Below are 22,805 nucleotides of genomic sequence, written 5' to 3'. Positions count from 1 at the left end.
GCAGAGAATATGCAGCGCCGTATGAACGGCCGCATCACACCCCCGGCCAAGTTACCGACGAGTTGTCATCACCGGCCGGGTACGTGTCAGCGACGTGGCGGGATCGGCACCCGCATCAGATCCTCGGCGATCACCAGCTCCCCGTCGAAATACCGCTCCGCCTCGGCCCGGTGTCCGGACAGCTCGCCGTAGCGCTGCGAGAAATGGGTGAGGACGAGGGTCCGCACGCCCGCCTCCGCGGCCACGCGTGCCGCCTGCCCCGCGGTGAGATGGCCGAAATCGTCGGCCAGCTGCGCCTCGGCCTCCAGGAAGGTCGACTCGATGACGAGCATATCGGCGCCTTCGGCCAATTCCGCTACGCCCGAACACATTCGGGTGTCCATCACGAAGGCGAAGCGCTGTCCGGGCCGCGGGGCCGAGACCTCGTCGACGGTGACCGTGCGGCCGTCGGGCAGTCGCACCGCGCCTTCGCGCTGCAGTGCCCCGACCACCGGACCCGCCAGGCCGAATTCGGCGAGCCGCTCCGGCAGGATCCGATGGCTGTCGGGTTCGACCAGCCGGTACCCGAAGGTGTCGATGCCATGCGACAGCCGCACGGCCTCGAAGGTGAACGGCGCGTCGGGCAGCGGCACCGGACCGTCCGCGTCGATCGGATGTTCGCGCAGACCGGGAAACGGGGGTACCACCCCGCGCAGGTGCGTGAGCAGATCGGCACCCGATTCCGGGAAGCAGATGTCGACCGGATGGGTCACCTGGTCCAGATTCAGCCGCGCCAGCACCCCGGGCAGGCCCAGGCAGTGATCACCGTGGAAGTGCGTCAGCCCGATCCGGGTGATGGCACTCGCCGAAACCCCCGCGAACAGCATCTGCCGCTGCGTCCCCTCGCCAGGATCGAACAGCAGGCCGTCACCGTCCCAGCGCAACAGATATCCGTTGTGATTGCGTCGGCGGGTCGGCACCTGACTGGCCGTCCCGAGGACCACGAGTTCACGCACGGCACCATCCTGCCCCCGCCCCGGCGACCGCGCCCGGCGGCGGTGGTCGTGTCCGGCCCGCGACGCGCACAACTGGCCCGTCGGCGCACTATCGTGGGCGCATGCTTGCCGAACAGGCCGCCGAGGCGATCGCCACACGTACGGGAGTCACGCACCATCGGGTCGCGGTGGTACTCGGATCCGGCTGGCAGTCCGCCGCCACCGAGATCGGAGCGCCGCGGGCGTCGATTCCGATGACCGAGCTGCCCGGCTTCGAACCGCCGACGGCGCAGGGCCATCAGGGCATCGTGCATTCGGTGGCGGTCGGTGAGGTGCCGGTGCTGCTGATGATGGGCCGCCAGCACCTCTACGAGGGCTACGAACCGCATCGGGTGGTGCACGCGGTGCACGCGGCGGCCGCGGCGGGTGCCGAGACGGTGATCCTCACCAACGCCGCGGGCGGTATCCGTCCGGGCCTGCGCGTCGGCGAGCCCGTGCTGATCAGCGATCACCTCAATCTCACCGGGCGCACTCCGCTCACCGGTGCCGCGTTCGTGAACATGGTCGATGCCTGGGATCCCGAATTGCGCACGCTGGCAAGGGAAATCGACCCGTCGTTGAGTGAGGGCGTCTACGCGGGCCTGAACGGACCGCAGTACGAGACGCCCGCCGAGATCCGTATGCTCGGCGGCATGGGCGCCGATCTGGTCGGCATGTCGACCGTGCTGGAGGCGATCGCGGCCCGCTCGCTGGGGCTGCGGCTGCTGGGCATATCGCTGGTGACCAATCTGGCCGCGGGCGTGACCGGCGCACCGCTGTCCCACCAGGAGGTACTCGCCGAAGGGCAGGCCGCCGCACCGAGATTGGGCAAATTGTTGCGCGGTGTGCTGGAACGGCTGTAGGCGGCCGCCATGTTGCGATTCGGAACGGCAGGTCTGCGCGGCCCGCTCCAGGAGGGGCCGGACGGGATGAACATCGGCACCGTGGCACGCGCGAGCGCCGGTGTGGCGGCGTGGCTCCGGGACCGCTGCCTCGGCGGTGGTCTGGTGATCGTCGGTCGCGACGCCCGGCACGGCTCCGCGGAGTTCGCCACGGTCACCGCGGAAGTGTTTGCCGCAGCGGGCTTTTCGGTGCTGCTCCTGCCACAGCCGCTGCCGACGCCGATCGTGGCGTTCGCGGTACGGGAGCTGGGTGCGGTGGCCGGCGTGCAGATCACGGCGTCCCACAACCCCGCCACGGACAACGGGTACAAGCTCTATCTGGACGGCGGTTCCCAGCTGATCCCGCCCGCCGACACCGAGATCGAGCGCTGTATCGATGCGGTCACCGAACCGATCGCCCGCACCGATCCGGCCGCCGGCGCCCCCTCACCGTCGATCCTGTCGCTGCCCGATGATGCCGGGCGAGCCGAACTCGGCGAGGAACTCGTCCGCCGCTATCTGGCGCGAGCCGCTGCCGTGCCCGAGGCGATCGGCGGCGCGCGAACGATTCCGGTCCATGCGGGCCACCACACCGCGAACGAGGACCGCGACGGCGAACCGATTGCGGGAGACCGAATGACGGTGCAGCGCCCCGATATCCGGATCGCGCTGACTCCCATGCACGGCGTCGGCGGCGAGACGGCGGTGGCCGCGCTGGCCGCCGCCGGGTTCCACGACGTCCATGTGGTCGAGGAACAGTTCGCACCCGATCCGGACTTCCCGACCGTGGCGTTCCCGAATCCGGAGGAGCCGGGCGCCGCGGATCTGCTGCTGGCACTGGCGGAGAAGATCGACGCCGACCTCGCCGTCGCACTCGATCCCGATGCCGATCGCTGCGCGCTCGCGGTCCCCGGCCCGAACGGGTGGCGCATGCTGCGCGGCGACGAAACCGGTGTGCTGCTGGCCGATTACGTCCTGCGCAACGCGGCACCGGACGCGCTGGTCGCGACCACCGTAGTATCGTCGCGACTGCTGGGGAAACTCGCGCCGGCGCGCGGGGCCCGGTACGCCGAGACGCTCACCGGATTCAAATGGCTGGCACGCGCCGGGGAGGGCCTCGTGTACGCCTACGAGGAGGCCATCGGCCACTGCGTCGATCCGGCTGCCGTGCGCGACAAGGACGGCATCACCGCCGCCGTCGCCGCCGCCGACCTCACCGCCCGCCTGCGCGAGCAGGGGCGTTCCCTGCTCGACGTCCTCGACGACTACGCCGTGGAATTCGGCCTGCACGCCGGCGACCAGGTCTCGCTGCGATTGCCCGATCAGGCGGTTGCCGCTCGAGCCGTTGCCCGCCTGCGCGATACGCCGCCCGATGTCATCGCGGGCGTGCCCGTCACCTGCACCGACCTGGCCACGGTTCGCGGCCGGATGCGCACCGACGCCTTGATCTTCGAAGGCGAGGGGCAGCGCATCGTCATCCGCCCCTCGGGTACCGAGCCGAAACTCAAATGCTATTTGGAGGTCGTCGAGCCGGTTCGCGACCGCGACTCGCTGACTTCGTCGAAAGCGGTTGCAGCACAACGACTCTCGGCACTGCGCGAGTTCTGCGAGAAGTTGTGAACAGCTGAGCCTTCCGCGCGAACCCTACCGATCCCGCGGTTCGGCTGGATGCTACCCGGGCGGCATCAGTCGTGGCGCGGGCCGAATTGGCGGTCGCCGGCGTCACCCAGCCCCGGCACGATGAAGGCGTCGGCATTGAGTCCGGAGTCGACCGCGGCGGTCACCAGTCGCACCGGCAGACCCGATTTCTCCAGCGCGGCAATGCCTTCCGGGGCGGCGACGACGCAGATGGCGGTGATGTCGGTGGCGTTGCGGGCGGACAGCAGTTCCAGGGTGTGGCGCATCGATCCACCGGTGGCCAGCATCGGATCGAGGACGAAGACCGGCAGGCCCGACAGGTCCGCCGGCAGCGATTCCATGTACGGCACCGGCCGATGGGTCTGCTCGTCGCGCGCCACGCCGACGAAACCGACACGGGATTCCGGAATCAGCGCACTGGCGGCGTCGACCATGCCGAGGCCGGCGCGCAAGACCGGCACCAGCAGCGGTGGTTGCGCCAGCCGGGCGCCCCGGGTCGGCGCCACCGGGGTGTCGATGTCGAAGGTGTGGGTCGGGGCTTCCCGCAGCGCTTCGTAGACGAGGAATCCGGTCAGATCGGCCAGTGCCGCCCGGAATCCCGCGTTGGATGTGCGGGCATCGCGCATGGTCGTCAGGAGGGTGACCGTCAGCGGGTGTTCCACGATATGCGTACGCATGAGGGAACGATAAGGTCTGTCGGGGTTGGAAATCGGCAACCGAGGGCGGATTTCCGCAACCGGAGTGGGAACCGTTGCGCAGGGGCATGCGTCGAACTACTCGGATGACGTAATCTGCCACCAGACCAGCACGATGGGGGATGTTGATGCACAGGATCTCGGTCGACACCGAGGGCGTCGCCGCCTACGGTGCCACAGCTGCGGGACTGGCCGGTGAAATGGGTGTGGCCGCGGCGGGCGCCGCCGGCGCCGACCCGGTCCTGCTCGGTACGATCTTCGGTTTGGTGGGGGGCGATTTCGTCGCCGCCTATGCCGCGGCCCATGCCGGGCATGTCGCGGGGATCGGCGAACTGTCCGCGGTGATGGGCAGTGTGGGAGCCGCCGCGACGGGCGCCGCCGCCACCTATTCCGAAACCGACGCCGCCCACGCCGCCGCCCTGCGCGCCGCGGAAGGCCCGATCGGATGACGGGCGTCATCGATCTCGACGCACTCGCCCAACCACTCATCGATCTGCTCACCAGCTTCGGCTCCGGGGTGCTGCCCGCCGGCGGCCCGGCCGATGCGCTGCGCCAGGTGTCCACCCATCTCGACGGAATTCATCAGGCCGGTAGCGCGAGCATCAATCAGATGACCAACGCCTGGAACGGCGGTGGTGGCGACGCGGCGATGGACAAGGCGCTCAAGGTACAGACCTCGGCGGCCGCGATGTCGGATCGCGGCAACGATATGGCCGATGTGGTCAGCCAGGCCGCCGCCTCGGTGCAGACGGGCCAGAAGGAACTCGACGGAATCGTCCAGTCGTTCGTGCAGTCGGTCACGGCGCTGGGGCCCGCGGTGACGACTCCCCCGGGACTGATCACCGTGGTGAACTCCGCGATCGACCATTTCGGCCAGGCGCTCGGCGTGGTCGGCCGGGTGCGGTCGGAACTCGACACGCACACCACCTCCATGAACGACCTCACCCCGCCCCCGCCGACGCCGTCCATGTCGAGCGCTCCGGTGGCCGCGGCCGCGGCCGCCGCACCCGCGCTGAGCACCGGCGCCCAGACGGCCGGTTCACTGCTCGGCGGTCTGGTATCGAGCGGCGGTTCGATGATGAGCAGCATGACCAGCCCGGCCTCCGCGGCGACGCAGTCGCGGTCGAGCTCGGGCGGCACGAGGACTCCCGGAGCCCAGCAGTCCGGCGCCGACAAGCCCGGCCGCCACGGCGGCGTCATGATCACCCTGCCCGACGGCAGCCAGGTCGAGGCGCCCAATCAGAAGGCCGCCACCGCGGTCAAGGCCGCGATCAGCGCCTGCGGCACGCCGTACGTCTGGGGCGGCAACACCCCCGGGGCCGGCCTGGACTGCAGCGGCCTGACCAAGTGGGCCTACGGCGAGGCCGGCGTCGACCTGCCCCGACTCGCCTGCGATCAGAGTGCCGGCGCCACACCGGTGAGCCCGGGCGATGTCATGCCGGGCGATCTGGCCATCTGGGACGGTCACGTCGCGATGGTCGTCGGTAACGGACAGATGGTCGAGGCCGGTGATCCGGTGCAGATCGACCCGATTCGAACGGAGAACATGGGAATGGCGTTCCACGGGTTCTACAGGCCGACGTCATGAGCCAGCCGCAGCACCAGCAGATCCCGAGCGTCACGGTCGCCGCCAGCACCAATCGCGCCGGCACCATCAGTGTGCGGGCCACCGATCAGGGCATTCCGGTGGAGATCAAATTCGAGCGCAGCGAATACCGTTACGGCGCACAGGCTTTGGCCGCGGAGATTCTGCGGCTGACCAAGCGGTCGGCGATCGTCGCCAAGGCCCGCCGGCGCGAACTGCTCGCCGAATCCGGCATGCCCACCGAGATCCTGGACAAATTGGGCCTGCCCACCCGCCAGGAAGCCGTCGACGAACTCGACCGCATGGACGACGAGGACACCGGCCCCACCAGCTGGATGAGGCCCGTATGAACGGTCGCGGGCAAAACAGGCTGCGGAGCGTAACCACGCGGCGCCCCGTTCGTACGGTTGACAAGCACAGCATGAGCGTTGGCGCATCTGCCGGAAAGGACGCACTGTGAGCGCGGAAATGGATGCCCTCGTCGCCGCGGCGACGAATAAACTCGAGGCCCTCGAGGCGGCGCTCTACAACCTGAAGAACGTGCGCGGCCGGTTCACCGCCGAGGACGGTTCGGTGAGCGTCGAGGTCGACAGCGACGGCGCCCTGGTCGGCCTGGACCTGTCCGAGGCCGTCACCTCGCATTCTCCGGCCGAAGTGGGCCAGTTGATCATCTGGGCCTGCCAGCAGGCGGCGCAGAATGCGGGAGAGCAGCGCTCGGAGGTGGTCGCCACCCTCAATTCCGCCTTCACCGCGCCCGAATCGGGAAACGTTGGGGGGCGGGCCGAATAGTGCCGAAGGCGACGGCTCGATAGGCTTCCGGTCATGGCTTCTGGAGACATCGTCCCGATCGAGCTCGGTCTCACCGACGGCGATCTGGTCACCCTGTGGGCACCGCGCTGGCGAGACGGTGACGACGAGTGGGAGGCATTCCTCGGTCACGAGGACGAGCTCTACGGATTCGACTCCCCCGCGGAGCTCGCCGCGTTCATCCGGACCAACGACGACAACGATCTGGTGGACCATCCGTCCTGGAAGGTCGTCGTGGGTTTGTCCGCCGCCGAGCTCGAACCCCAGGAGGAGCACGTCTTCGATCTGGTCGGCGTTCCCGAACTCGCGGCCGGTGAACCCGACCCGGAGACCATCGCCGAACTGGAAGAGACCCTCGAGATGGTCCGCACCATCGGCGAGGTGTGCGAACTCGAGGTGGTCACCAAGTTCTTCGGCTCCCATCCCGTCCTCGGCGCTCTGCCGGCGGGTGTGACCGCGTTCGTCGGCCGCGACGGCGAACAGCTGTGGGACCAGGTCGGCAACGCGATCGCCAAGGACTGGGACCGGGTCATCGATGCCATCGATTCTGTGGTGGCCTCTCCGGATGTCGACCAGGAAGCGCTGGCCGTGGCGGAGGCGGAACTGCTGGCCGCCGAGGAGAACGTCGTCGACGCCGAGGACGTCGCCGACACCGACGACGACGATATCGAGCCGGTCGACCTCGACGAGGACGAGGACACCGACGAGGAAGACGACGAGGACGAAGAGGAGACCTTCTGGCACGAGGTCGGCATCGACCCGGTCAAGATCGTCACGTCCGAAGGCGAATTCTTCACCCTGCGTTGCTATCTGGACGACGAGCCGGTGTTCCTCGGCCACGACGGCACCATCACCGTCTTCCCCTCCGAGCGCGCGCTGGCCCGCTACCTGGCCGACGATCACGACCACGATCTGGCGCGGGTCAGCACCTACGGCGAGGTTCGCACGGCGGCGGTCGACGGTTCGCTCGAGGTCGAGGTCACCGAGGAGAACGTCTACGTGCTGCCGGGCCTGGCCGACGACCTGGGCCAGGGTCCCAAGGCGGTCGATATCGACCAGCTGGATCTGGCGGTCGAATTGTTCACCGACGCAGCCGATTACGTCGGTGACGACTCCGTCGAGCAGGCGCTGGCGAAGTCGACGCCGCTGGGCTGGTACGTCTCCTACCTGCTGGAGCCGGACCCGACCCGGCTGGCGCCGAGTCCGCCGTTCACCGCCGAGGCCGAGAGCTGGCGAGCGCTGGAGCAGGCCTTCGAGAACCGGCTGGAGAAGGGCTAGCCGGTTCCCGAGGCGCGGTCATCGGCCGAGGGACGCGGTGGTCATCCGATCAGCACGGCGTAACCGGGCTTGATCACCTCGTCGATGATGCGCAGTCGATCCGGGAACGGAATGAACGCCGACTTCATGGCGTTGATCGTGAACCGTTCCAGATCGCTCCAGCCGTAGCCGAAGGTTTCGACCAGCTTCAACATTTCCCGGCTCATGTCGGTATCGCTCATGAGCCGGTTGTCGGTATTGACGGTGACCCGGAACCGCAACCGCGCCAGCAGGTCGAACGGATGCTTGTCCAGAGCCGGCACGGCACCGGTCTGCACATTGGACGAGGGACACAGCTCGAGCGGAATCCGTTTGTCGCGAACGTAATTGGCCACCAGCCCGAGGGTGGGCTCGGAGCCGTCGCCGTCGAAGATGTCGTCGGTGATCCGCACCCCGTGCCCGAGCCGATCGCAGCCGCAGAACGCCAGCGCCTCGTGGATCGACGGCAGCCCGAACGCCTCCCCGGCGTGAATGGTGAACTGCGCACAGTTGGCGCGCATGTATTCGAAGGCGTCCAGATGCCGCGAGGGCGGATAGCCCGCCTCGGCTCCGGCGATGTCGAATCCGCCGACCCCGCGGTCGCGGAAGCGCACCGTCAGCTCGGCGATCTCGCGGGAGCGGGCGGCGTGACGCATGGCGGTGAGCAGGCAGGTCACCCGGATGGGGGTGCCGGCTTCGGCGGCCAGCCGCTCGCCCTCGCGAAAGCCTGCCAGGGTGTGCTCGACGACCTCGTCGAGAGTGAGGTCGCGTTCGAGATGCTGTTCGGGCGCGAAGCGGACCTCGGCGTACACCACCCCGTCTGCGGCCAGGTCCAGTGCGCATTCGCGCGCCACCCGCCGCAGTCCCTCCGGGGTCTGCATCACCGCCACCGTGTGCGCGAAGGTCTCCAGATAGCGCTCGAGCGATCCGCTGTCGGCCGCTTCGCGGAACCACTGCGCCAGGGCCTGCGCGTCGGTGGCGGGTAGCTGGTCGTATCCGCAGTCCTCGGCCAGTTCGAGCACGGTCGCGGGACGCAGGCCACCGTCGAGATGGTCGTGCAGCACGGCCTTGGGGGCCTGGCGGATCGAGGCGAGAGTCAAAGGCATCGGTCCAGTCATGTAACGACGCTATCCGCATTCGCGGGCCCGTGCAGGCAACTTGCCGGGTGTGCATCTGCCCGCCGGCCTGTCGTTGCCCGGCGGTCGCCCCCATGTAGCCGGACTCGGCTCAGTACCTGGCCATCAGATAGGCGCCCACGACGATCAGCGCACAGCCCGCCAGCCGCTGCGCGCTGACCGGCCGGCGTGGGAAACCCATCACACCGAAATGGTCCATGGCCGCCGCGAGCAGCATCTGACCGGCGATGATCAGGGCGTTGAAGGTGCTCACTCCGACGCTGGAGGCCACCGTGATCATCGCGAAGATGGCGGCGCCGCCGGTGAGCCCGCCGAAGGGAGCCCATCGGGGCATCGTCTTCAGATCCGATCGGGACGGCCACGGCTGATGCGGCGAAATCGCCAGTGTCACAGCGAATATCGCGCCGACACCGGCGAGCGCCACCGCGTACGAGATCACGCCGCACAGAAAGACGTTGTGCAGGGCGAGTTTGAGCGAGTTCTGGCATCCGGCCTCGACCGAGCGCAGGGCGCCGCCGACGAGCATCAGGACGAAGACGAGAATCATCGCCCCGCGGCCGAGCGCCGCCTGCCGGACAGTGGTGCGGGCGGTCATCGCGCCGCCTCCCCGGCCGGCACGAACTCGGGTGGCCGGGGCGCCGCCTCCCGGGAATCGCTCGCCATGAGATACACCGCCACGGTGATCAGCGCCGCGGCGAGCAGCCGCGGCGGCGTCGCGTGCCGCTCGGCGAAACCCATCGCGCCCAGGTCGTCCATCACCAGCGCGACCAGCATTTCGGCCACGATGACGACGGCGTTGAAGGTGGCGACACCGACATATTTGGCCACGGTGATCATGCCGATCACCGCGACACCGCCGATCAGCCCGCCGAACGGCGCCCACCAGGGCATCCGTTCCACATCGGCCCACGTCGGCCACGGCGAATGCGAAACCACGGTCGAGATCACGAGGAAGACCGAGAATCCGGCCAGCGCGACGGCGTAGGACACCACCGCGCACAGCCACATGTTCTTCAGATGGAATTTCTGTGTGTTCTGGCATCCGACCTCGACGGACCGTAATCCGCCGGCGGCCAGGATGAACAAGAAGATCAGTCCGAGAGCGACAGCACCCACGAGACACGTCCTTCGCTAGGTGACAACGAATGCCGCCGCACGCAGGCGGTGCTCACCAGCCGGATTCTGCGGTCGCGCGAGCACAGAATAGCAACCTGAATGACGTGCCGTTGGTTATTGGCACAATAGACAGGTCACCAACTGTGCTCAGAGGCCGATCCGCCCCAGGATCAGCGGATGCGCGGTCGGCGGAACCGCTCCGATGTCGAATCCCGCCCGCAGTGTCGCGATCGCCGTGGGTACGGCCGCTTCGGAGTCGGTGTGCAGGGTGAACAGCGGCTTCCCGGCCGTCACCGGATCGCCCGGCTTGCAGTGCATCTCGATGCCCGCGCCGAACTGCACGGGATCGCCCTGACGAGCGCGTCCGGCGCCGAGCCGCCAGGCGGCGAGCCCCACGGCCATCGCATCCAGCCGGGTGAGGACGCCCGATTCCTGCGCCACCAGGGTTTCGGTGTGCCGCGCCCGCGGCAGGGGCGCGTCGGGATCGCCACCCTGCGCCGTGATCATCGCCCGCCAGTGATCCATCGCGCGGCCGTCGGCCAGCGCGGCGGCGGGGTCGACATCGCGAATACCGGCCTGCGCCACCATCTCTCGCGCCAGCGCCACCGTCAGCTCGACGACATCCGCCGGGCCGCCGCCGGCCAGAACCTCCACCGCTTCGGCGACCTCGAGCGCATTGCCCGCGGTACGCCCGAGCGGGGTGTCCATCGCGGTGAGCAACGCGACCGTCCGCACCCCCGCGTCGGTCCCCAATTCGACCATGGCCGTGGCCAATTCGGTGGCGTCGCGGAAATTCTTCATGAACGCGCCGCTGCCGACCTTCACATCCAGGACGAGTGCGCCGGTTCCCTCGGCGATCTTCTTGCTCATGATCGAACTGGCGATGAGCGGAACCGATTCCACGGTGCCGGTCACATCGCGCAGCGCGTACAGACGCTTGTCGGCCGGTGCCAGATCCGCCCCGGCCGCGCAGATCACCGCGCCGATCTCCGGGTCGGCGAGGATCGACCGCATCCGCGCGGTATCCAGATCGGCTCGCCAGCCCGGAATCGATTCCAACTTGTCCAGGGTTCCGCCCGTGTGACCCAGGCCGCGGCCCGACAACTGCGGCACCGCCGCGCCACAGGCGGCCACCAGTGGCGCCAGCGGCAGGGTGATCTTGTCGCCGACTCCTCCCGTCGAGTGTTTGTCGACGGTCGGCCGGGGCAGGTTCGTGAAGTCCATCCGCTGCCCGGAGGCGATCATCGCGGCGGTCCACCGGGCGAGTTCGCGGCGGGTCATGCCGCGCAGCACGATCGCCATCGCCAGGGCCGACATCTGTTCGTCGGCGACCTCGCCGCGAGTGAACGCGTCGACCACCCAATCGATCTGTTCGTCGTCGAGTTCCGCACCGTCGCGCTTGGCCGCGATCACCGACACCGCCGTATGGGTCATGGCGAAAAGCCTTCCAGATCCCGTTCGGGGTGCGGAAATTCACATCATTTCCGGCCGGCGGCCAGATCGTCCGGCCCGAAGGCGTCCGGCAGCAACCTCGCCAGGGGTACCGGGCCGTCGCGATGGTCGACGAGCAGTTCCGGCCCGCCGTGCTCGTAGAGCACCTGCCGGCACCTCCCGCAGGGCATCAGGATTTCCCCGTGCGAATCACAGACAGCGACCGCCAGCAAACGGCCGCCGCCGGACGAACAAAAGTTACCGACGAGTACAGTTTCGGCGCAGACGCCGAGCCCGTATGAGACATTTTCCACATTGCAGCCGCTCACAATGGAACCGCCGGCGGTGAGAGCGGCGGCGCCGACCGGAAAGCCGGAGTACGGTGCATACGCATTACGCATTACTCGAAATGCGTTGTGACGCAGGGAATCCCAATCAATTTCCGGCATATCGGACCTCCGCTCGAATGGCTGATATGACAGCGTAGAAATGGCACCGCGACGCCGTCGAACATTCAGGCAAGGCAAACCTAACTCGCCGCTTGGAGGCTCAACGCACGGCACGCCGAATTAGTTCCGCGAATCGCCGGGGATTAGAGTTCTCCACAGATCGGTCCAGGTTTGGCAACGCACCGCCGGCCACCGCCTCCGGATGTCAGCGCCCGAGTTGAGCTGGTGTTTCTCCAGATTCACATGCTCGGCGTATGCCGAAGCTGCGACCGGATCCGACTGCCGGCTCGCCGGCGTGTCCATCAACGACGTTGGAGGCACCGCACTCTATGACGACCACACTGGAAGCTCCGGCTCAGCCGAAGCGGAAGACCCTGTACCGCGGCGACCCGGGTATGTGGTCCTGGGCGATGCACCGGATCACCGGTGTCACGATCTTCTTCTTCCTGTTCGTCCACGTACTCGACACCGCTCTGGTGCGGGTCAGCCCGGACACCTACAACCGGGCCATCGAGACCTACAAGAACCCGGTCGTGGCCCTCATGGAGATGGGCCTGGTCGTCTGCGTGCTGTTCCACGCGCTCAACGGCGTCCGCGTGATCCTCGTCGACTTCTGGTCCAAGGGCCCCAAGTACCAGCGCCTGATGCTGTGGATCGTGCTCACCATCTGGGTTCTGGTCTCCGCCGCCGGCGTCGGCCGCCAGTTCTTCTACCTGCTGACGGAGCACTGATATGACCGCACCTGTTCTCGGCAAGTCCTACGACCGTCCCGCCAGCCTCGACTCGCCCCGCACCCCGCGCCGTTCCTCCGGCAACAACTTCGAGAAGTACGCGTGGCTGTTCATGCGCTTCTCCGGCCTGCTGCTGATCGTGCTGGTGCTGGGCCACATGACGATCATGCTGATGCTCGACGGCGGCGTGAAGCGACTGAACTTCGGCTTCGTGGCCGGCCGCTGGGCCAGCCCGTTCTGGCAGTGCTGGGATCTGGCCATGCTGTGGCTGGCGCAGCTGCACGGTGGCAACGGCCTGCGCACGGTCATCGACGACTACTCCCGTAAGGACTCCACCCGCTTCTGGCTGAAGACCCTGCTGGCCGTCGCCATGATCCTGATCATGGGCGTGGGCACCTACGTCATCTTCACCTTCGACCCCAACATCAGTTAGGAACGCCTCCGCGATGAGTGAATCCCGTCCGGTTCAGGAACACCGCTACGACGTGGTCATCGTCGGTGCCGGTGGCGCGGGGATGCGCGCGGCGATCGAGGCCGGCCCCCGGGCTCGCACCGCCGTGCTGACCAAGCTGTACCCGACCCGCAGCCACACCGGCGCGGCACAGGGCGGTATGTGCGCCGCGCTGGCCAACGTCGAAGAAGACAACTGGGAATGGCACACCTTCGACACCGTCAAGGGTGGTGACTACCTGGTCGACCAGGACGCCGCGGAGATCATGGCCAAGGAGGCCATCGACGCGGTGCTGGACCTGGAGAAGATGGGCCTGCCGTTCAACCGGACGCCCGAGGGCAAGATCGACCAGCGTCGCTTCGGCGGTCACACCCGCGACCACGGCAAGGCGCCCGTCCGCCGCGCCTGCTACGCCGCCGACCGCACCGGCCACATGATCCTGCAGACGCTCTACCAGAACTGCGTCAAGCACGACGTGGAGTTCTACAACGAGTTCTACGTCCTCGACCTGGTGATGAGCGAGACCGACCGCGGTTCGGTCGCCACCGGCGTGGTCGCCTACGAGCTGGCCACCGGCGAGATCCACGTCTTCCACGCCAAGGCGATCATCTTCGCCACCGGCGGTTCCGGCCGGATGTACAAGACCACCTCCAACGCGCACACGCTGACCGGTGACGGTATGGCGATCGTGTTCCGTAAGGGGCTGCCGCTGGAGGACATGGAGTTCCACCAGTTCCATCCGACGGGCCTGGCCGGTCTGGGCATCCTGATCTCCGAGGCCGTCCGCGGTGAGGGCGGCATCCTGCGCAACGCCTCCGGTGAGCGCTTCATGGAGCGCTACGCCCCCACCATCAAGGACCTCGCGCCGCGCGACATCGTGGCCCGGTCGATGGTCAAGGAGGTCCTCGAGGGTCGCGGTGGCGGCCCGAACAAGGACTACGTCTTCATCGACGTGACCCACCTCGGCGAGGACGTGCTCGAGGAGAAGCTGCCCGACATCACCGAGTTCTCCCGCACCTACCTGGGTGTGGACCCGGTGAAGGAGCCGGTGCCGGTCATGCCGACCTGTCACTACGTGATGGGTGGTATCCCGACCCGCATCCGCGGCGAGGTGCTGCGCAACAACACCGACGTGGTCCCCGGCCTGTACGCCGCCGGTGAGTGCGCTTGCGTGTCGGTGCACGGCTCGAACCGCCTGGGCACCAACTCGCTGCTGGACATCAACGTGTTCGGCCGCCGCTCGGGTATCGCCGCCGCGGAGTACGCCGCCCGCACCGAATTCGTCGAGCTGCCGGAGAACCCGGCGCAGATGGTGCAGGACTGGCTGACGCTGCTGCTGAGCGACCACGGCAACGAGCGGGTCGCCGACATCCGCACCGAGCTGCAGGTCACCATGGACGCCAACGCCGCGGTGTTCCGCACCGAGGAGACCCTCAAGCAGGCGCTGACCGACATCCACGCGCTCAAGGAGCGCTACCAGCACATCACCGTGCAGGACAAGGGCAAGCGCTACAACAGCGACCTGCTCGAGGCCGTCGAGCTCGGCTTCCTGCTGGAGCTGGCCGAGGTCACCGTCGTGGGCGCGCTCAACCGCAAGGAATCGCGCGGCGGCCACGCCCGCGAGGACTACCCCGACCGCGACGACGTCAACTTCATGCGCCACACCATGGCGTACAAGCAGGTCGAGCCCGGTAAGCCGGCGGAGCTGATCGCCGACATCCAGCTCGACTTCAAGCCGGTCGTGCAGACCCGTTACGAGCCGATGGAGCGTAAGTACTGATGACTGCTGTAGCCGAAGCCCCGGCCGGGCAGAAGCCGGCCCCCGTGCCCGACGGGTCGACCATGGTGACGGTGAAGGTCGCCCGGTTCAACCCGGAGGACGACAAGGGCGCGCACTGGGATTCGTTCCAGGTGCCGGTCCTGCCGACCGACCGCTTCCTGAACGTGCTCATCTACATCAAGTCCTACCTGGACGGCACGCTCACCTTCCGGCGCTCCTGCGCACACGGTGTCTGCGGTTCCGACGCCATGCGCATCAACGGTGTGAATCGGCTGGCGTGCAAGGTGCTGATGAGCGACATGCTGCCCAAGAACGGCAAGGAGCTCACCGTCACCGTCGAGCCGATCCGCGGCCTGCCCGTGGAGAAGGACCTCGTGGTGAACATGGAGCCGTTCTTCGACGCGTTCCGCGCGGTGAAGCCGTACCTGATCACGCACGGCAACGAGCCCACCCGCGAGCGCATCCAGTCCCAGACCGACCGCGCGCGCTTCGATGACACCACCAAGTGCATCCTCTGCGCCTGCTGCACCACCTCCTGCCCCGTGTACTGGAGCGACGGCAGCTACTTCGGCCCGGCTGCGATCGTGAACGCTCACCGCTTCATCTTCGACAGCCGCGACGAGGGCGCCCGCGAGCGTCTCGACATCCTCAACGACGTCGAAGGCGTCTGGCGCTGCCGCACTACCTTCAACTGCACCGACGCCTGCCCCCGCGGCATCGAGGTCACCAAGGCCATCCAGGAGGTCAAGCGAGCCCTCCTGTTCGCCCGGCCCTGAGGTAGGTAGCAGTTCGAACTCGACAGGCCGCCCGCATCACGCGATGCGGGCGGTCTTTCGTTTACTAGGCAATTTGCTCAGTTTGCTGGGGGTTTGTTGTCGGATCGGGGTGCGGGTGCTTGCCTGGAGGCATGTTCACCGAAGGTCAGCTGTATTCGCCGGTTACCACGGGTAACGACGGCGATGTCACGGTGCATTTGAGTGCCGAGCATCCGGGGGTGCACGATCCGGAGTATCGGGCGCGGCGCAACGCGATCGCCGCGCTGGCGCTGGCGTATCGGGAGGGCGAGACGCTGCCGCGCATCGACTACACCGAGGAGGAGCAGCGGGTCTGGCGCATCGTGTCGGCGGAGTTGACGCGCAAACATCGGACGTACGCGTCGGCGGAGGTGCTCGACGGCGCCCGGCGACTGGACCTGCCTGCCGATCATATTCCGCAACTGGACGAGGTGACCGCGAAACTGGTGCCGCTCACCGGTTTTCGCTACGTGCCGGCGGCGGGCCTGGTGCCGCTGCGCGAATTCTTCGGCTCGTTCGCCGATCGAATTTTCCACTCCACCCAGTACATTCGCCACCATTCCGCTCCGCTGTACACGCCGGAGCCCGATTCGATTCACGAAATCATCGGGCACGCAAATCAATTGGCGTCACCACGGTTCGCCGCGATCTATGCCGAAGTCGGCGCCGCGGTGTCCCGGCTGGAGACCGAGGCGGCGTTGAAATTCCTGGCCGACGTATTCTGGTTCTCCATGGAATTCGGTGTAGTGCGCGAAAAGGGCGAAGTGCGTTGCTACGGTGCGGGTTTGCTGTCCTCGTTCGGTGAGATCGAGGAGTTCCGGCACGCCCGGCTGCGGCCGCTGAACATTCACGACATGGGCACCGCGACCTACGACATCACGCACTATCAGCCGATTCTGTATTGCGCGGAGTCGATTTCCGAGATCGAGGACGTGATCGGCGGCTTCTTCGCCGGCATGACCGACGACAGCGCGGCCGCCGAGCTGACCGCGTCCTGATCGGAGGGTGGCGTCAGTCGCCCGATTCCGGCCCGGGGACCGCCGGCCCCAGCGGCATGCCCGCCTCCATGAATTCGACGATCCGGTCGATCTTGTCCAGATCGAGCCCCTCCCGGCCGAACGCGGTCATCATCGCCCCGATCATGGCCCCGGAGAAGGCACGGACCTCGAAGTCGCTCGGTTCGCGGCCGACTCGGCGGGCGAGCAGCGCGGAGACCAGATCCACGTTGCGTTCGGTCTCCTGCATGATCACGCTGCGCAGCTCGGGCTCGTTGTAGATCAGCTTCATCCGGTCCTGCTCGAACTGCCAATCCTGCGGGTCCAGATTGTCGAAGGTGTCGCGCATCGCCTGGCGGAACGCGGCCAGCGGCGTCAGCTCCGGCGGCTGGGATTCGAGCGCGTGGATCATGATCGGATCGACGTCGTCGGCCAGCACCACCTGCTCTTTGGACGGGAAATAGCGGAAGAAGGTGCTCGGCGAGATATCGGCGGCCTCGGCGATCTGCTCGATCGTGGTCGCCGAATATCCCTGTGCCTGAAACAGTTTCATCGCTTCCGCGCGAATGGTGCGGCGGGTGCGCTGCTTCTTGCGTTCGCGCAGACCCACCCGGGGCGACGTGGTCGCCCCGGAGTGGGCCCGAGCGGGTGCTTTCGACTCAGCCGACATGCACCGATTCTCCCGCATCGGCCGCGGAGTGCGGGTCCGGCTCCCCGCTTCGGGTCCGGATCGCGGCGAGCAGCGCCGCCACCACGCACACTCCAGCGCACAGCCACAGCATCGCGCCCATCCCGGAGACGAAGGCCGATTGCACATGGGCGAGCATGTCGGCGTTGCCGGTGGTCCGAGCCACCGCGACACCCGCGTTCACACCGTCCGACACCGGCTCGTGGTTGTAGGAGCCCAGGTCGGAGCGATACTGCGTGGCCAGGACGGTACCCAGCACCGCCACGCCGATGGTGCCACCGGCCTGGCGCAGCGCCTGCAGCAGCGCCGAGCCGGAACCGGCGCGCTCGGCTCCCAGCTGCCCCATCGCCATTCCCATCGCGGCCGGCATGACCAGGCCCATCGCGAAGCCCAGGATCGTGGTCCAGGCCGCGGTGTAGCCGTATCCGCTGCTCACCCGGGTCATGGCGCCCATGGCGAGCCCGGCGCCGAGGATGAGGAAGCCACCGCTGAGCACGATTCGCGCCCCGAGTTTCGGCAGCAGCTTGTCGACCACGCGCGTGCCGACCACCAGCCCGCCGATCAGCGGCAGCAACCGCAGCCCGCTACCGAGCGAGTCGACGCCGAGCACCGCCTGGAAGTACTGCGGCACGGTGAAGAACATGCCGAACATCGCGAAGTTCACGAAAACGGAATACGCGGTGCCCCAACGGAATCCGCGGTTGGCGAACAGTGCGATGTCGACCAGTGGGTGCGTGATCCGCCGCTGCCACCATACGAAGCCGGCCAGCAGCGCCGCACCGGCGACCACCGCCGCCCAGGCCGCGCCGTCGCCCCACCCCTGTTCGCCGAAGCGGATGAATCCGTAGGTGAACCCCAGCATGCCCGCGGCCGAGAGCAGCACACCGGGCAGATCGATGCGGAAGGCCGAATCGCTGCGGGTCTCCGGAACCAGCAGCGCCACCGCGATCAACCCGACCACGACCAGGGGAACGTTGATCAAGAAGACCGAACCCCACCAGAAATGGTTCAGCAGCCAGCCACCCACGATCGGGCCGAGCGGCAGCCCCAATGCGGTGGAGCTGACCCAGATCGTCAATGCGCGCTGTCGTTCGGTGCGATCCGGGAACAGGCCGGGCAGCACCGACATCGACAGCGGCATCATCGCGGCCGCCGCGATACCCAGCACCGCGCGGGCGGCGATCAACATCCCCGCCGAGGTCGCCAGCGCACACCACAGCGAGGCTCCACCGAAGACGACCAGCGCCGCCAGCAGGAACTTCTTGCGGCCGTAGCGGTCGCCGAGCGCACCCGCCGGCAGCATCACGGCGGCCAGCGCGAGGGTGTAGGCGGTGGTGAACCATTGCAGCGCAGCGGTATTCGCATGCAGGTCGAGAGCCATGGTGGGTAGCGCGACGACCAGCACGGTGGTGTCGAGGCCGATGGTGAGCATCGCGAGCCCGAGCGCACCGAGGGCGAGCCAGCGCGCCCGGCCGGCGCCCGGCACATCGACTCCCGGCGCATCGGCCGGGCGCGGTTCGCGGTCCGCTGCCGACGGGCGGTCGGTCGCTACCGAGCGTCCGGCCTCTTCCTCCCGCGCCGCGGTCCCGGTCGATGCGGGCGATTCCGATGATCTCCGCAAGTTCATGACATGTCCATTCAGTTGGTTGTGTCTATATTTTGATAGTAGCTTTCATTTCATGGTCTCTGTCAATACTTTGCGGGCGCGGGTGTTCGCGGCACCATCGCGCAACGCCGCATAAGCTGCATGTCGATGAACACCCGCATGTCCCGCACCGTCCGCTTCCGCCGAACCCGCTCGCTGGCGGCCGCCGTACTGACTGCCGGGCTGCTGGGCGCCACCACGGTTACCGGGCTCGGCGTGGCCGACGCGGCCCCCGCGCCGCCGTCCACGCCGTTCACCACCCCGAATACGGATTCCTGCCCGAACAAGACGGCCCCGCCCGCGCCGATCGATACCTCGGAGGTGCCGGCGCCCGGCAGTACGACGCCGTCGCCGCTACCGGTGCCGTCGAATCCGATCGGCGGCGACAAACTCGGACGCTGCGGCGTGGTGGTTCCGGCGGGCGCACCACCGGTGCCCGCCGACATCTCGGCGACCGCCTGGCTGGTCGCCGACCTCGACACCGGCAAGGTGCTGGCCGCGAAGGATCCCCACGGCCGCTACCGACCGGCCTCCACGATCAAGACGCTGCTGGCCGCGGTCGCACTCCCCGCGCTGGACCCCAACCAGGTCGTGATCGGCACGCAGGACGACGCGAACGCCGACGGCACCCGCGTCGGCATCGGCCCCGGCGGCCGCTACACCAACGACCAGCTGTTCCACGCGCTGCTGATGTGCTCCGGCAACGACGCCGCCCATGCCATCGCCACCCAGCTCGGCGGCGACGAAGCCACCGTCGCGAAGATGAACGCGATGGCAAAACAGTTGCAGGCCATGGACACTCGGGCCGCCACCCCCTCCGGCCTGGACGGCCCCGGAATGAGCACTTCGGCCTACGACCTGGCGACGATCTTCCGCCACGACATGCAGAACCCCACCTTCGCCTCGATCATCCACACCGAGCAGTACGACTTCCCCGGCTACCCCGCCGACCCCAAGATCCCCGACGACAAGGACCACCCCGGCTTCCCCATCGCCAACGACAACCGCCTGCTGTACGACTACGACGGTGACCTGGGCGGCAAGACCGGCTACACCGACGACGCCCGGCAAACCTTCGTGACCGCCGCCGAACGCAACGGCCACCGCCTGGTCGTCACCCTGCTCAAGGCCGACGTCCTCCCCATCCGCCCGCCGGAGCAAGCCGCCCGCCTCCTCGACTACGCCTTCGCCCTCCCCGCCGGCGCGAACATCGGCTCCCTGCCCGACCGCAACACCGGCGAGGACTCGAACACCAACGTCGCCCTGGCGTCCCCGCCCGCCCACGACACCCCGACCGCCGCCGCCCCCTCGACACCCCACAGCAACTCGAACCTGCGCACGATCGGGATCATCGGCGCCTTGGGATTGGCGATCGTGCTGGGCTTGTTCGGGTGGTCACGCCTGGGCCGGTCGCGGCGGTAGCTTCGCAGGCCGAGACAGCTTTCGAGAGTGGCGCGGTGACACCCTCCGAGTCGAGGCCCTGTCCCGCGCAACCTCGCGTACTCGTCATCGATCCGGCGCCCGGTGAGTCGGCGATCCCGGAACTCGCGGGCCTGGCGGAACTCGGGCTCACCCCGACGGTCAATCTGCGGCGGGTGACGGATCAGAACCTTCGTTCGGAAATCTCGCGCCGCTGGCACTCGATCGACATCGACGGTTTCCGTGCCGACGACATCGTGGCGGCATTCGAAAACCACGGCGGCTACGACGCGCTGAAATGTCGCGCCGGAATTCCGCTGACCCGCTGCGCATTCGAGCGACTGACCGCGAGCACCCACGCGCAACCGCTTCGTATGGTCGCCAAGGCCGCCTCGGGCGTGGACAGCTTCGACCTGGATGCTGCCGCCGAACGCGGTGTCACGGTTCTGTCCACACCGGGGGCCAACGCCGGCGCGGTAGCGGAGCTGACGATCGGTCTCATGCTCGACGCTCTGCGCGGCGTCGCAAGGCGCGACGCGGCATTGCGCGCCGGTGACTGGAGGGCGGCGATCGACGGCATTCCGGTTCGGAGCCTGGCGGATTCACGCGTCGGCCTCATCGGAAGCGGAGCGATCGCGCGGGAGGTCGCGGCACGACTCGCACCGTTCGGAGCCGAGGTCTGGGTCCTCGGCTCGCCGCGTTTCACCGCGCGGGATGCGGAGCACTGGCCCGCGCGATGGACAGGCACGCTGCGCGAGCTGATGACCGGCTGCGACATCGTCTCCGTCCACGTACCGTCCACCGCGGCGACCGCCGGGCTCATCGGCGCGCGGGAACTGCGATGGATGAAACCCAGCTCGATTCTGGTCAATACCGCACGCGCACAGGTTGTTCCCGAAGACGCTCTCGATGCGGCGCTGCGCGACCCGGAATGTGGGCTCGGCCACGTCGCCATCGACGTATTCGCCACGGAGGGAACACGATTCACCTCACCACTGGCGTCGAATCCGCACACCACGCTCAGCCCCCATGTAGGCGGAATGACGGTGCAGGCGATGAAAGCCAGTTCCGCGCAGCTGCTTACCGAGATTTCGCGGTTCTACCGGAGCGAAGCGGAGTTCACCGCACGACCGGGCTGACGGCAGCGCCAGACCCCCTCGCGGCCGTCGGCGCAATCAGATGTCGAGGTCGCCCCGGGCGGCGGACGCAGTGAACGCCGACCACTCCGCGCCGGTGAAGATCAAGGCCGGACCAGCGATATTCTTCGAATCACGCACTCCAACAAGGCTGTCGGCCAGGAACGCTACTTCGACACAGTTCTTGGAGCCGCCGCTACGGCTGCTCTTGAACCACCGCGCACCTGCGAGATCCACCATCACACGTACTCCTTCGCTATCTGCCGGAGCAGGGATCGGCTCGCGACCGGATCCATCACGCTTTGCCGGAGACCTTCGTAGGCTTGATGGTACCGCTGCACCGCTACAGGTTTTTCGAGATACATATCCCCGATGAAGCCTTCGACGTAGACAACCGGTGGCTCTGCGAGCTGCCCACCGCGGTCTTTGCCGAAATCAAGGATCACAAACGAACCGACTGCTTCGCCTAGCGGAAACCCGGCGCGATCCGGCAGTACCTGCACGCTGACATTCGGGCGACAGCTTACGTCCGCGAGGTGTTTCAGCTGCGCAGCCATCACTTTGGGGCCGCCGACTACGCACCTCAAGGCTGATTCCCGCAGAATCACGTCCAGTACGGCCGGCTGATACTTGCGTGTAATTCTGGTCTGCCTGCGCATCCGCAGTTGCACCCGGCGCGCATGCTCCTCGGCGGTGTCTTCTGGATGAGCAGTCGAGCACATCGCCCCGGCATACGCGGGCGTTTGGAGAAGACCGGGAACGAGTTCCGGTTCGTAAGTTTTCAAACTTCGCGCCGATGCCTCCAACCCGACATAGAAGTCGAAGTTCTCCGGAATCACGTCTCCGTATTCGCACCACCAGCTCAGCTCTTTGCCCTGGACCGCAAGAGCTTTCATCGCGAGCACGTCGTCTCCTTCGAAGCCGTAGATCTTGCACAGGGCTTCGATATCCACCTCTCGCAGTTGCGCGACCATGCCGTGCTCGATGCGTTGCAGGGTGCTCGCGCTGCGCTGAATGAGCGCAGCGGCCTGATGCAGGGTCAGGCCGCATTCCTCGCGGCCGTTGCGCAGATACCTTCCGAGCTGCCGTCGCGGCAAGGTGGACCCGTACTCCGACATG

General features: G+C 67.6%; 25 protein-coding genes. 14 read left to right on the top strand and 11 right to left on the bottom strand.

What is annotated here, in order from left to right:
- Positions 1-86: 86 nt before the first annotated feature.
- Positions 87-995 carry a ribonuclease Z gene (locus NN2_RS21190; protein ID WP_063015632.1) on the bottom strand — a complete coding sequence of 303 codons (909 nt, stop codon included), beginning with the start codon at positions 993-995 and terminating at the stop codon, positions 87-89.
- A 101-nt stretch (positions 996-1,096) separates the two neighbouring features.
- Here NN2_RS21190 and NN2_RS21185 point away from each other — a divergent pair, with 101 nt between their 5' ends.
- Both NN2_RS21185 and NN2_RS21180 read left to right on the top strand, forming a co-directional pair.
- Entirely contained in the window at positions 1,097-1,876 is a 780-nt protein-coding gene (locus NN2_RS21185) for a purine-nucleoside phosphorylase (RefSeq protein WP_063015631.1), read from the top strand.
- A 9-nt stretch (positions 1,877-1,885) separates the two neighbouring features.
- Positions 1,886-3,514: a phospho-sugar mutase gene (locus tag NN2_RS21180; protein WP_063015630.1), complete on the top strand. Its 1,629-nt coding sequence runs from the start codon at positions 1,886-1,888 to the stop codon at positions 3,512-3,514.
- Between the two features lie 65 nt (positions 3,515-3,579).
- On the opposite strand, the gene upp is transcribed toward NN2_RS21180, so the two are convergent.
- Positions 3,580-4,209 (bottom strand): uracil phosphoribosyltransferase, encoded by a 630-nt coding sequence (gene upp / locus NN2_RS21175; RefSeq protein ID WP_063015629.1) that lies wholly within the window; start codon positions 4,207-4,209, stop codon positions 3,580-3,582.
- Between the two features lie 146 nt (positions 4,210-4,355).
- Between upp and NN2_RS21170 the strand changes: the two genes are divergently transcribed.
- The 5 genes from NN2_RS21170 (at position 4,356) to NN2_RS21150 (ending at position 7,897) form a co-directional block, all read left to right on the top strand.
- Positions 4,356-4,676: a type VII secretion target gene (locus tag NN2_RS21170; protein WP_063015644.1), complete on the top strand. Its 321-nt coding sequence runs from the start codon at positions 4,356-4,358 to the stop codon at positions 4,674-4,676.
- Positions 4,673-5,815, top strand: a complete 1,143-nt coding sequence (locus tag NN2_RS21165) for an NlpC/P60 family protein (protein WP_030513582.1) — start codon at positions 4,673-4,675, stop codon at positions 5,813-5,815. Before NN2_RS21170 ends, NN2_RS21165 begins: the two co-directional genes overlap by 4 nt.
- A complete protein-coding gene (locus NN2_RS21160) occupies positions 5,812-6,162 on the top strand; it encodes a hypothetical protein (RefSeq protein WP_030513581.1) in 351 nt (116 codons plus the stop codon). The genes NN2_RS21165 and NN2_RS21160 overlap by 4 nt, the downstream gene beginning before the upstream one ends.
- Positions 6,163-6,268: 106 nt before the next feature.
- Entirely contained in the window at positions 6,269-6,601 is a 333-nt protein-coding gene (locus tag NN2_RS21155) for a YbaB/EbfC family nucleoid-associated protein (RefSeq protein WP_030513580.1), read from the top strand.
- Between the two features lie 33 nt (positions 6,602-6,634).
- Positions 6,635-7,897: a SatS C-terminal domain-containing protein gene (locus tag NN2_RS21150; RefSeq protein ID WP_063015628.1), complete on the top strand. Its 1,263-nt coding sequence runs from the start codon at positions 6,635-6,637 to the stop codon at positions 7,895-7,897.
- 41 nt (positions 7,898-7,938) lie between these two features.
- On the opposite strand, the gene NN2_RS21145 is transcribed toward NN2_RS21150, so the two are convergent.
- The 5 genes from NN2_RS21145 to NN2_RS21125 form a co-directional block, all read right to left on the bottom strand.
- Positions 7,939-9,033: an adenosine deaminase gene (locus NN2_RS21145; RefSeq protein ID WP_063015627.1), complete on the bottom strand. Its 1,095-nt coding sequence runs from the start codon at positions 9,031-9,033 to the stop codon at positions 7,939-7,941.
- Positions 9,034-9,142: 109 nt separating this feature from the next.
- Positions 9,143-9,646 (bottom strand): DMT family transporter, encoded by a 504-nt coding sequence (locus NN2_RS21140; RefSeq protein WP_063015626.1) that lies wholly within the window; start codon positions 9,644-9,646, stop codon positions 9,143-9,145.
- Positions 9,643-10,167 (bottom strand): DMT family transporter, encoded by a 525-nt coding sequence (locus NN2_RS21135; protein WP_030513576.1) that lies wholly within the window; start codon positions 10,165-10,167, stop codon positions 9,643-9,645. The genes NN2_RS21140 and NN2_RS21135 overlap by 4 nt, the downstream gene beginning before the upstream one ends.
- A 147-nt stretch (positions 10,168-10,314) precedes the next feature.
- Positions 10,315-11,601, bottom strand: coding sequence for a thymidine phosphorylase (locus tag NN2_RS21130; protein WP_063015625.1), 1,287 nt, complete (start codon positions 11,599-11,601; stop codon positions 10,315-10,317).
- Positions 11,602-11,645: 44 nt separating this feature from the next.
- On the bottom strand, positions 11,646-12,047 hold the full coding sequence (locus tag NN2_RS21125; RefSeq protein WP_030513574.1) for a cytidine deaminase: 402 nt from the start codon (positions 12,045-12,047) through the stop codon (positions 11,646-11,648).
- A gap of 329 nt (positions 12,048-12,376) precedes the next feature.
- Between NN2_RS21125 and sdhC the strand changes: the two genes are divergently transcribed.
- The 5 genes from sdhC (at position 12,377) to NN2_RS21100 (ending at position 16,801) form a co-directional block, all read left to right on the top strand.
- Positions 12,377-12,778, top strand: a complete 402-nt coding sequence (gene sdhC / locus NN2_RS21120) for a succinate dehydrogenase, cytochrome b556 subunit (RefSeq protein WP_051755344.1) — start codon at positions 12,377-12,379, stop codon at positions 12,776-12,778.
- A 1-nt stretch (position 12,779) separates the two neighbouring features.
- On the top strand, positions 12,780-13,211 hold the full coding sequence (locus tag NN2_RS21115; RefSeq protein WP_030513572.1) for a succinate dehydrogenase hydrophobic membrane anchor subunit: 432 nt from the start codon (positions 12,780-12,782) through the stop codon (positions 13,209-13,211).
- Positions 13,212-13,224: 13 nt separating this feature from the next.
- Complete coding sequence (gene sdhA, locus NN2_RS21110; protein ID WP_030513571.1) at positions 13,225-15,009, top strand: succinate dehydrogenase flavoprotein subunit; 1,785 nt, start codon at positions 13,225-13,227, stop codon at positions 15,007-15,009.
- Positions 15,009-15,785, top strand: a complete 777-nt coding sequence (locus NN2_RS21105) for a succinate dehydrogenase iron-sulfur subunit (RefSeq protein WP_030513570.1) — start codon at positions 15,009-15,011, stop codon at positions 15,783-15,785. Before sdhA ends, NN2_RS21105 begins: the two co-directional genes overlap by 1 nt.
- A gap of 131 nt (positions 15,786-15,916) precedes the next feature.
- Entirely contained in the window at positions 15,917-16,801 is an 885-nt protein-coding gene (locus NN2_RS21100; protein ID WP_063015624.1) for a phenylalanine 4-monooxygenase, read from the top strand.
- 13 nt (positions 16,802-16,814) lie between these two features.
- On the opposite strand, the gene NN2_RS21095 is transcribed toward NN2_RS21100, so the two are convergent.
- Both NN2_RS21095 and NN2_RS21090 read right to left on the bottom strand, forming a co-directional pair.
- Complete coding sequence (locus NN2_RS21095) at positions 16,815-17,468, bottom strand: acyl-CoA-like ligand-binding transcription factor (RefSeq protein WP_063015623.1); 654 nt, start codon at positions 17,466-17,468, stop codon at positions 16,815-16,817.
- Positions 17,458-18,918, bottom strand: coding sequence for an MFS transporter (locus NN2_RS21090; protein WP_063015643.1), 1,461 nt, complete (start codon positions 18,916-18,918; stop codon positions 17,458-17,460). The genes NN2_RS21095 and NN2_RS21090 overlap by 11 nt, the downstream gene beginning before the upstream one ends.
- A 321-nt stretch (positions 18,919-19,239) precedes the next feature.
- Between NN2_RS21090 and NN2_RS21085 the strand changes: the two genes are divergently transcribed.
- The gene (locus NN2_RS21085; RefSeq protein WP_063015642.1) at positions 19,240-20,553 is read left to right on the top strand and encodes a serine hydrolase; all 1,314 of its coding nucleotides are present in this window, start codon (positions 19,240-19,242) and stop codon (positions 20,551-20,553) included.
- A 35-nt stretch (positions 20,554-20,588) separates the two neighbouring features.
- Positions 20,589-21,689: an NAD(P)-dependent oxidoreductase gene (locus tag NN2_RS21080; RefSeq protein ID WP_169812425.1), complete on the top strand. Its 1,101-nt coding sequence runs from the start codon at positions 20,589-20,591 to the stop codon at positions 21,687-21,689.
- Positions 21,690-21,725: 36 nt separating this feature from the next.
- Here NN2_RS21080 and NN2_RS21075 read toward each other — a convergent pair whose 3' ends face one another.
- Together NN2_RS21075 and NN2_RS21070 are read right to left on the bottom strand one after the other, a co-directional pair.
- A complete protein-coding gene (locus NN2_RS21075) occupies positions 21,726-21,926 on the bottom strand; it encodes a DUF397 domain-containing protein (protein WP_063015641.1) in 201 nt (66 codons plus the stop codon).
- The gene (locus tag NN2_RS21070) at positions 21,926-22,804 is read right to left on the bottom strand and encodes a helix-turn-helix domain-containing protein (protein ID WP_063015621.1); all 879 of its coding nucleotides are present in this window, start codon (positions 22,802-22,804) and stop codon (positions 21,926-21,928) included. The genes NN2_RS21075 and NN2_RS21070 overlap by 1 nt, the downstream gene beginning before the upstream one ends.
- Position 22,805 lies beyond the last annotated feature (1 nt).

The organism is Nocardia nova NBRC 15556, from assembly GCF_001613005.1.
In the GTDB taxonomy this organism is placed as follows: Bacteria; Actinomycetota; Actinomycetes; order Mycobacteriales; family Mycobacteriaceae; genus Nocardia; species Nocardia nova.
The sequence above is the reverse complement of the archived record's forward strand: the minus strand, read 5'-3'. Positions and strand labels throughout refer to the sequence as shown.

Coding starts and splice junctions, on each gene's coding strand:
- NN2_RS21140 (WP_063015626.1), bottom strand. CDS start 9,646: ATGACCGCCCGCACCACTGTCCGGCAGGCGGCGCTCGGCCGCGGGGCG.
- NN2_RS21100 (WP_063015624.1), top strand. CDS start 15,917: ATGTTCACCGAAGGTCAGCTGTATTCGCCGGTTACCACGGGTAACGAC.
- NN2_RS21170 (WP_063015644.1), top strand. CDS start 4,356: ATGCACAGGATCTCGGTCGACACCGAGGGCGTCGCCGCCTACGGTGCC.
- NN2_RS21095 (WP_063015623.1), bottom strand. CDS start 17,468: ATGTCGGCTGAGTCGAAAGCACCCGCTCGGGCCCACTCCGGGGCGACC.
- NN2_RS21145 (WP_063015627.1), bottom strand. CDS start 9,033: ATGACTGGACCGATGCCTTTGACTCTCGCCTCGATCCGCCAGGCCCCC.
- sdhC (WP_051755344.1), top strand. CDS start 12,377: ATGACGACCACACTGGAAGCTCCGGCTCAGCCGAAGCGGAAGACCCTG.
- NN2_RS21130 (WP_063015625.1), bottom strand. CDS start 11,601: ATGACCCATACGGCGGTGTCGGTGATCGCGGCCAAGCGCGACGGTGCG.
- NN2_RS21150 (WP_063015628.1), top strand. CDS start 6,635: ATGGCTTCTGGAGACATCGTCCCGATCGAGCTCGGTCTCACCGACGGC.
- NN2_RS21125 (WP_030513574.1), bottom strand. CDS start 12,047: ATGCCGGAAATTGATTGGGATTCCCTGCGTCACAACGCATTTCGAGTA.
- NN2_RS21115 (WP_030513572.1), top strand. CDS start 12,780: ATGACCGCACCTGTTCTCGGCAAGTCCTACGACCGTCCCGCCAGCCTC.
- NN2_RS21165 (WP_030513582.1), top strand. CDS start 4,673: ATGACGGGCGTCATCGATCTCGACGCACTCGCCCAACCACTCATCGAT.
- NN2_RS21185 (WP_063015631.1), top strand. CDS start 1,097: ATGCTTGCCGAACAGGCCGCCGAGGCGATCGCCACACGTACGGGAGTC.
- NN2_RS21180 (WP_063015630.1), top strand. CDS start 1,886: ATGTTGCGATTCGGAACGGCAGGTCTGCGCGGCCCGCTCCAGGAGGGG.
- NN2_RS21090 (WP_063015643.1), bottom strand. CDS start 18,918: ATGCTCACCATCGGCCTCGACACCACCGTGCTGGTCGTCGCGCTACCC.
- upp (WP_063015629.1), bottom strand. CDS start 4,209: ATGCGTACGCATATCGTGGAACACCCGCTGACGGTCACCCTCCTGACG.
- NN2_RS21070 (WP_063015621.1), bottom strand. CDS start 22,804: ATGTCGGAGTACGGGTCCACCTTGCCGCGACGGCAGCTCGGAAGGTAT.
- sdhA (WP_030513571.1), top strand. CDS start 13,225: ATGAGTGAATCCCGTCCGGTTCAGGAACACCGCTACGACGTGGTCATC.
- NN2_RS21105 (WP_030513570.1), top strand. CDS start 15,009: ATGACTGCTGTAGCCGAAGCCCCGGCCGGGCAGAAGCCGGCCCCCGTG.
- NN2_RS21085 (WP_063015642.1), top strand. CDS start 19,240: ATGAACACCCGCATGTCCCGCACCGTCCGCTTCCGCCGAACCCGCTCG.
- NN2_RS21160 (WP_030513581.1), top strand. CDS start 5,812: ATGAGCCAGCCGCAGCACCAGCAGATCCCGAGCGTCACGGTCGCCGCC.
- NN2_RS21075 (WP_063015641.1), bottom strand. CDS start 21,926: ATGGTGGATCTCGCAGGTGCGCGGTGGTTCAAGAGCAGCCGTAGCGGC.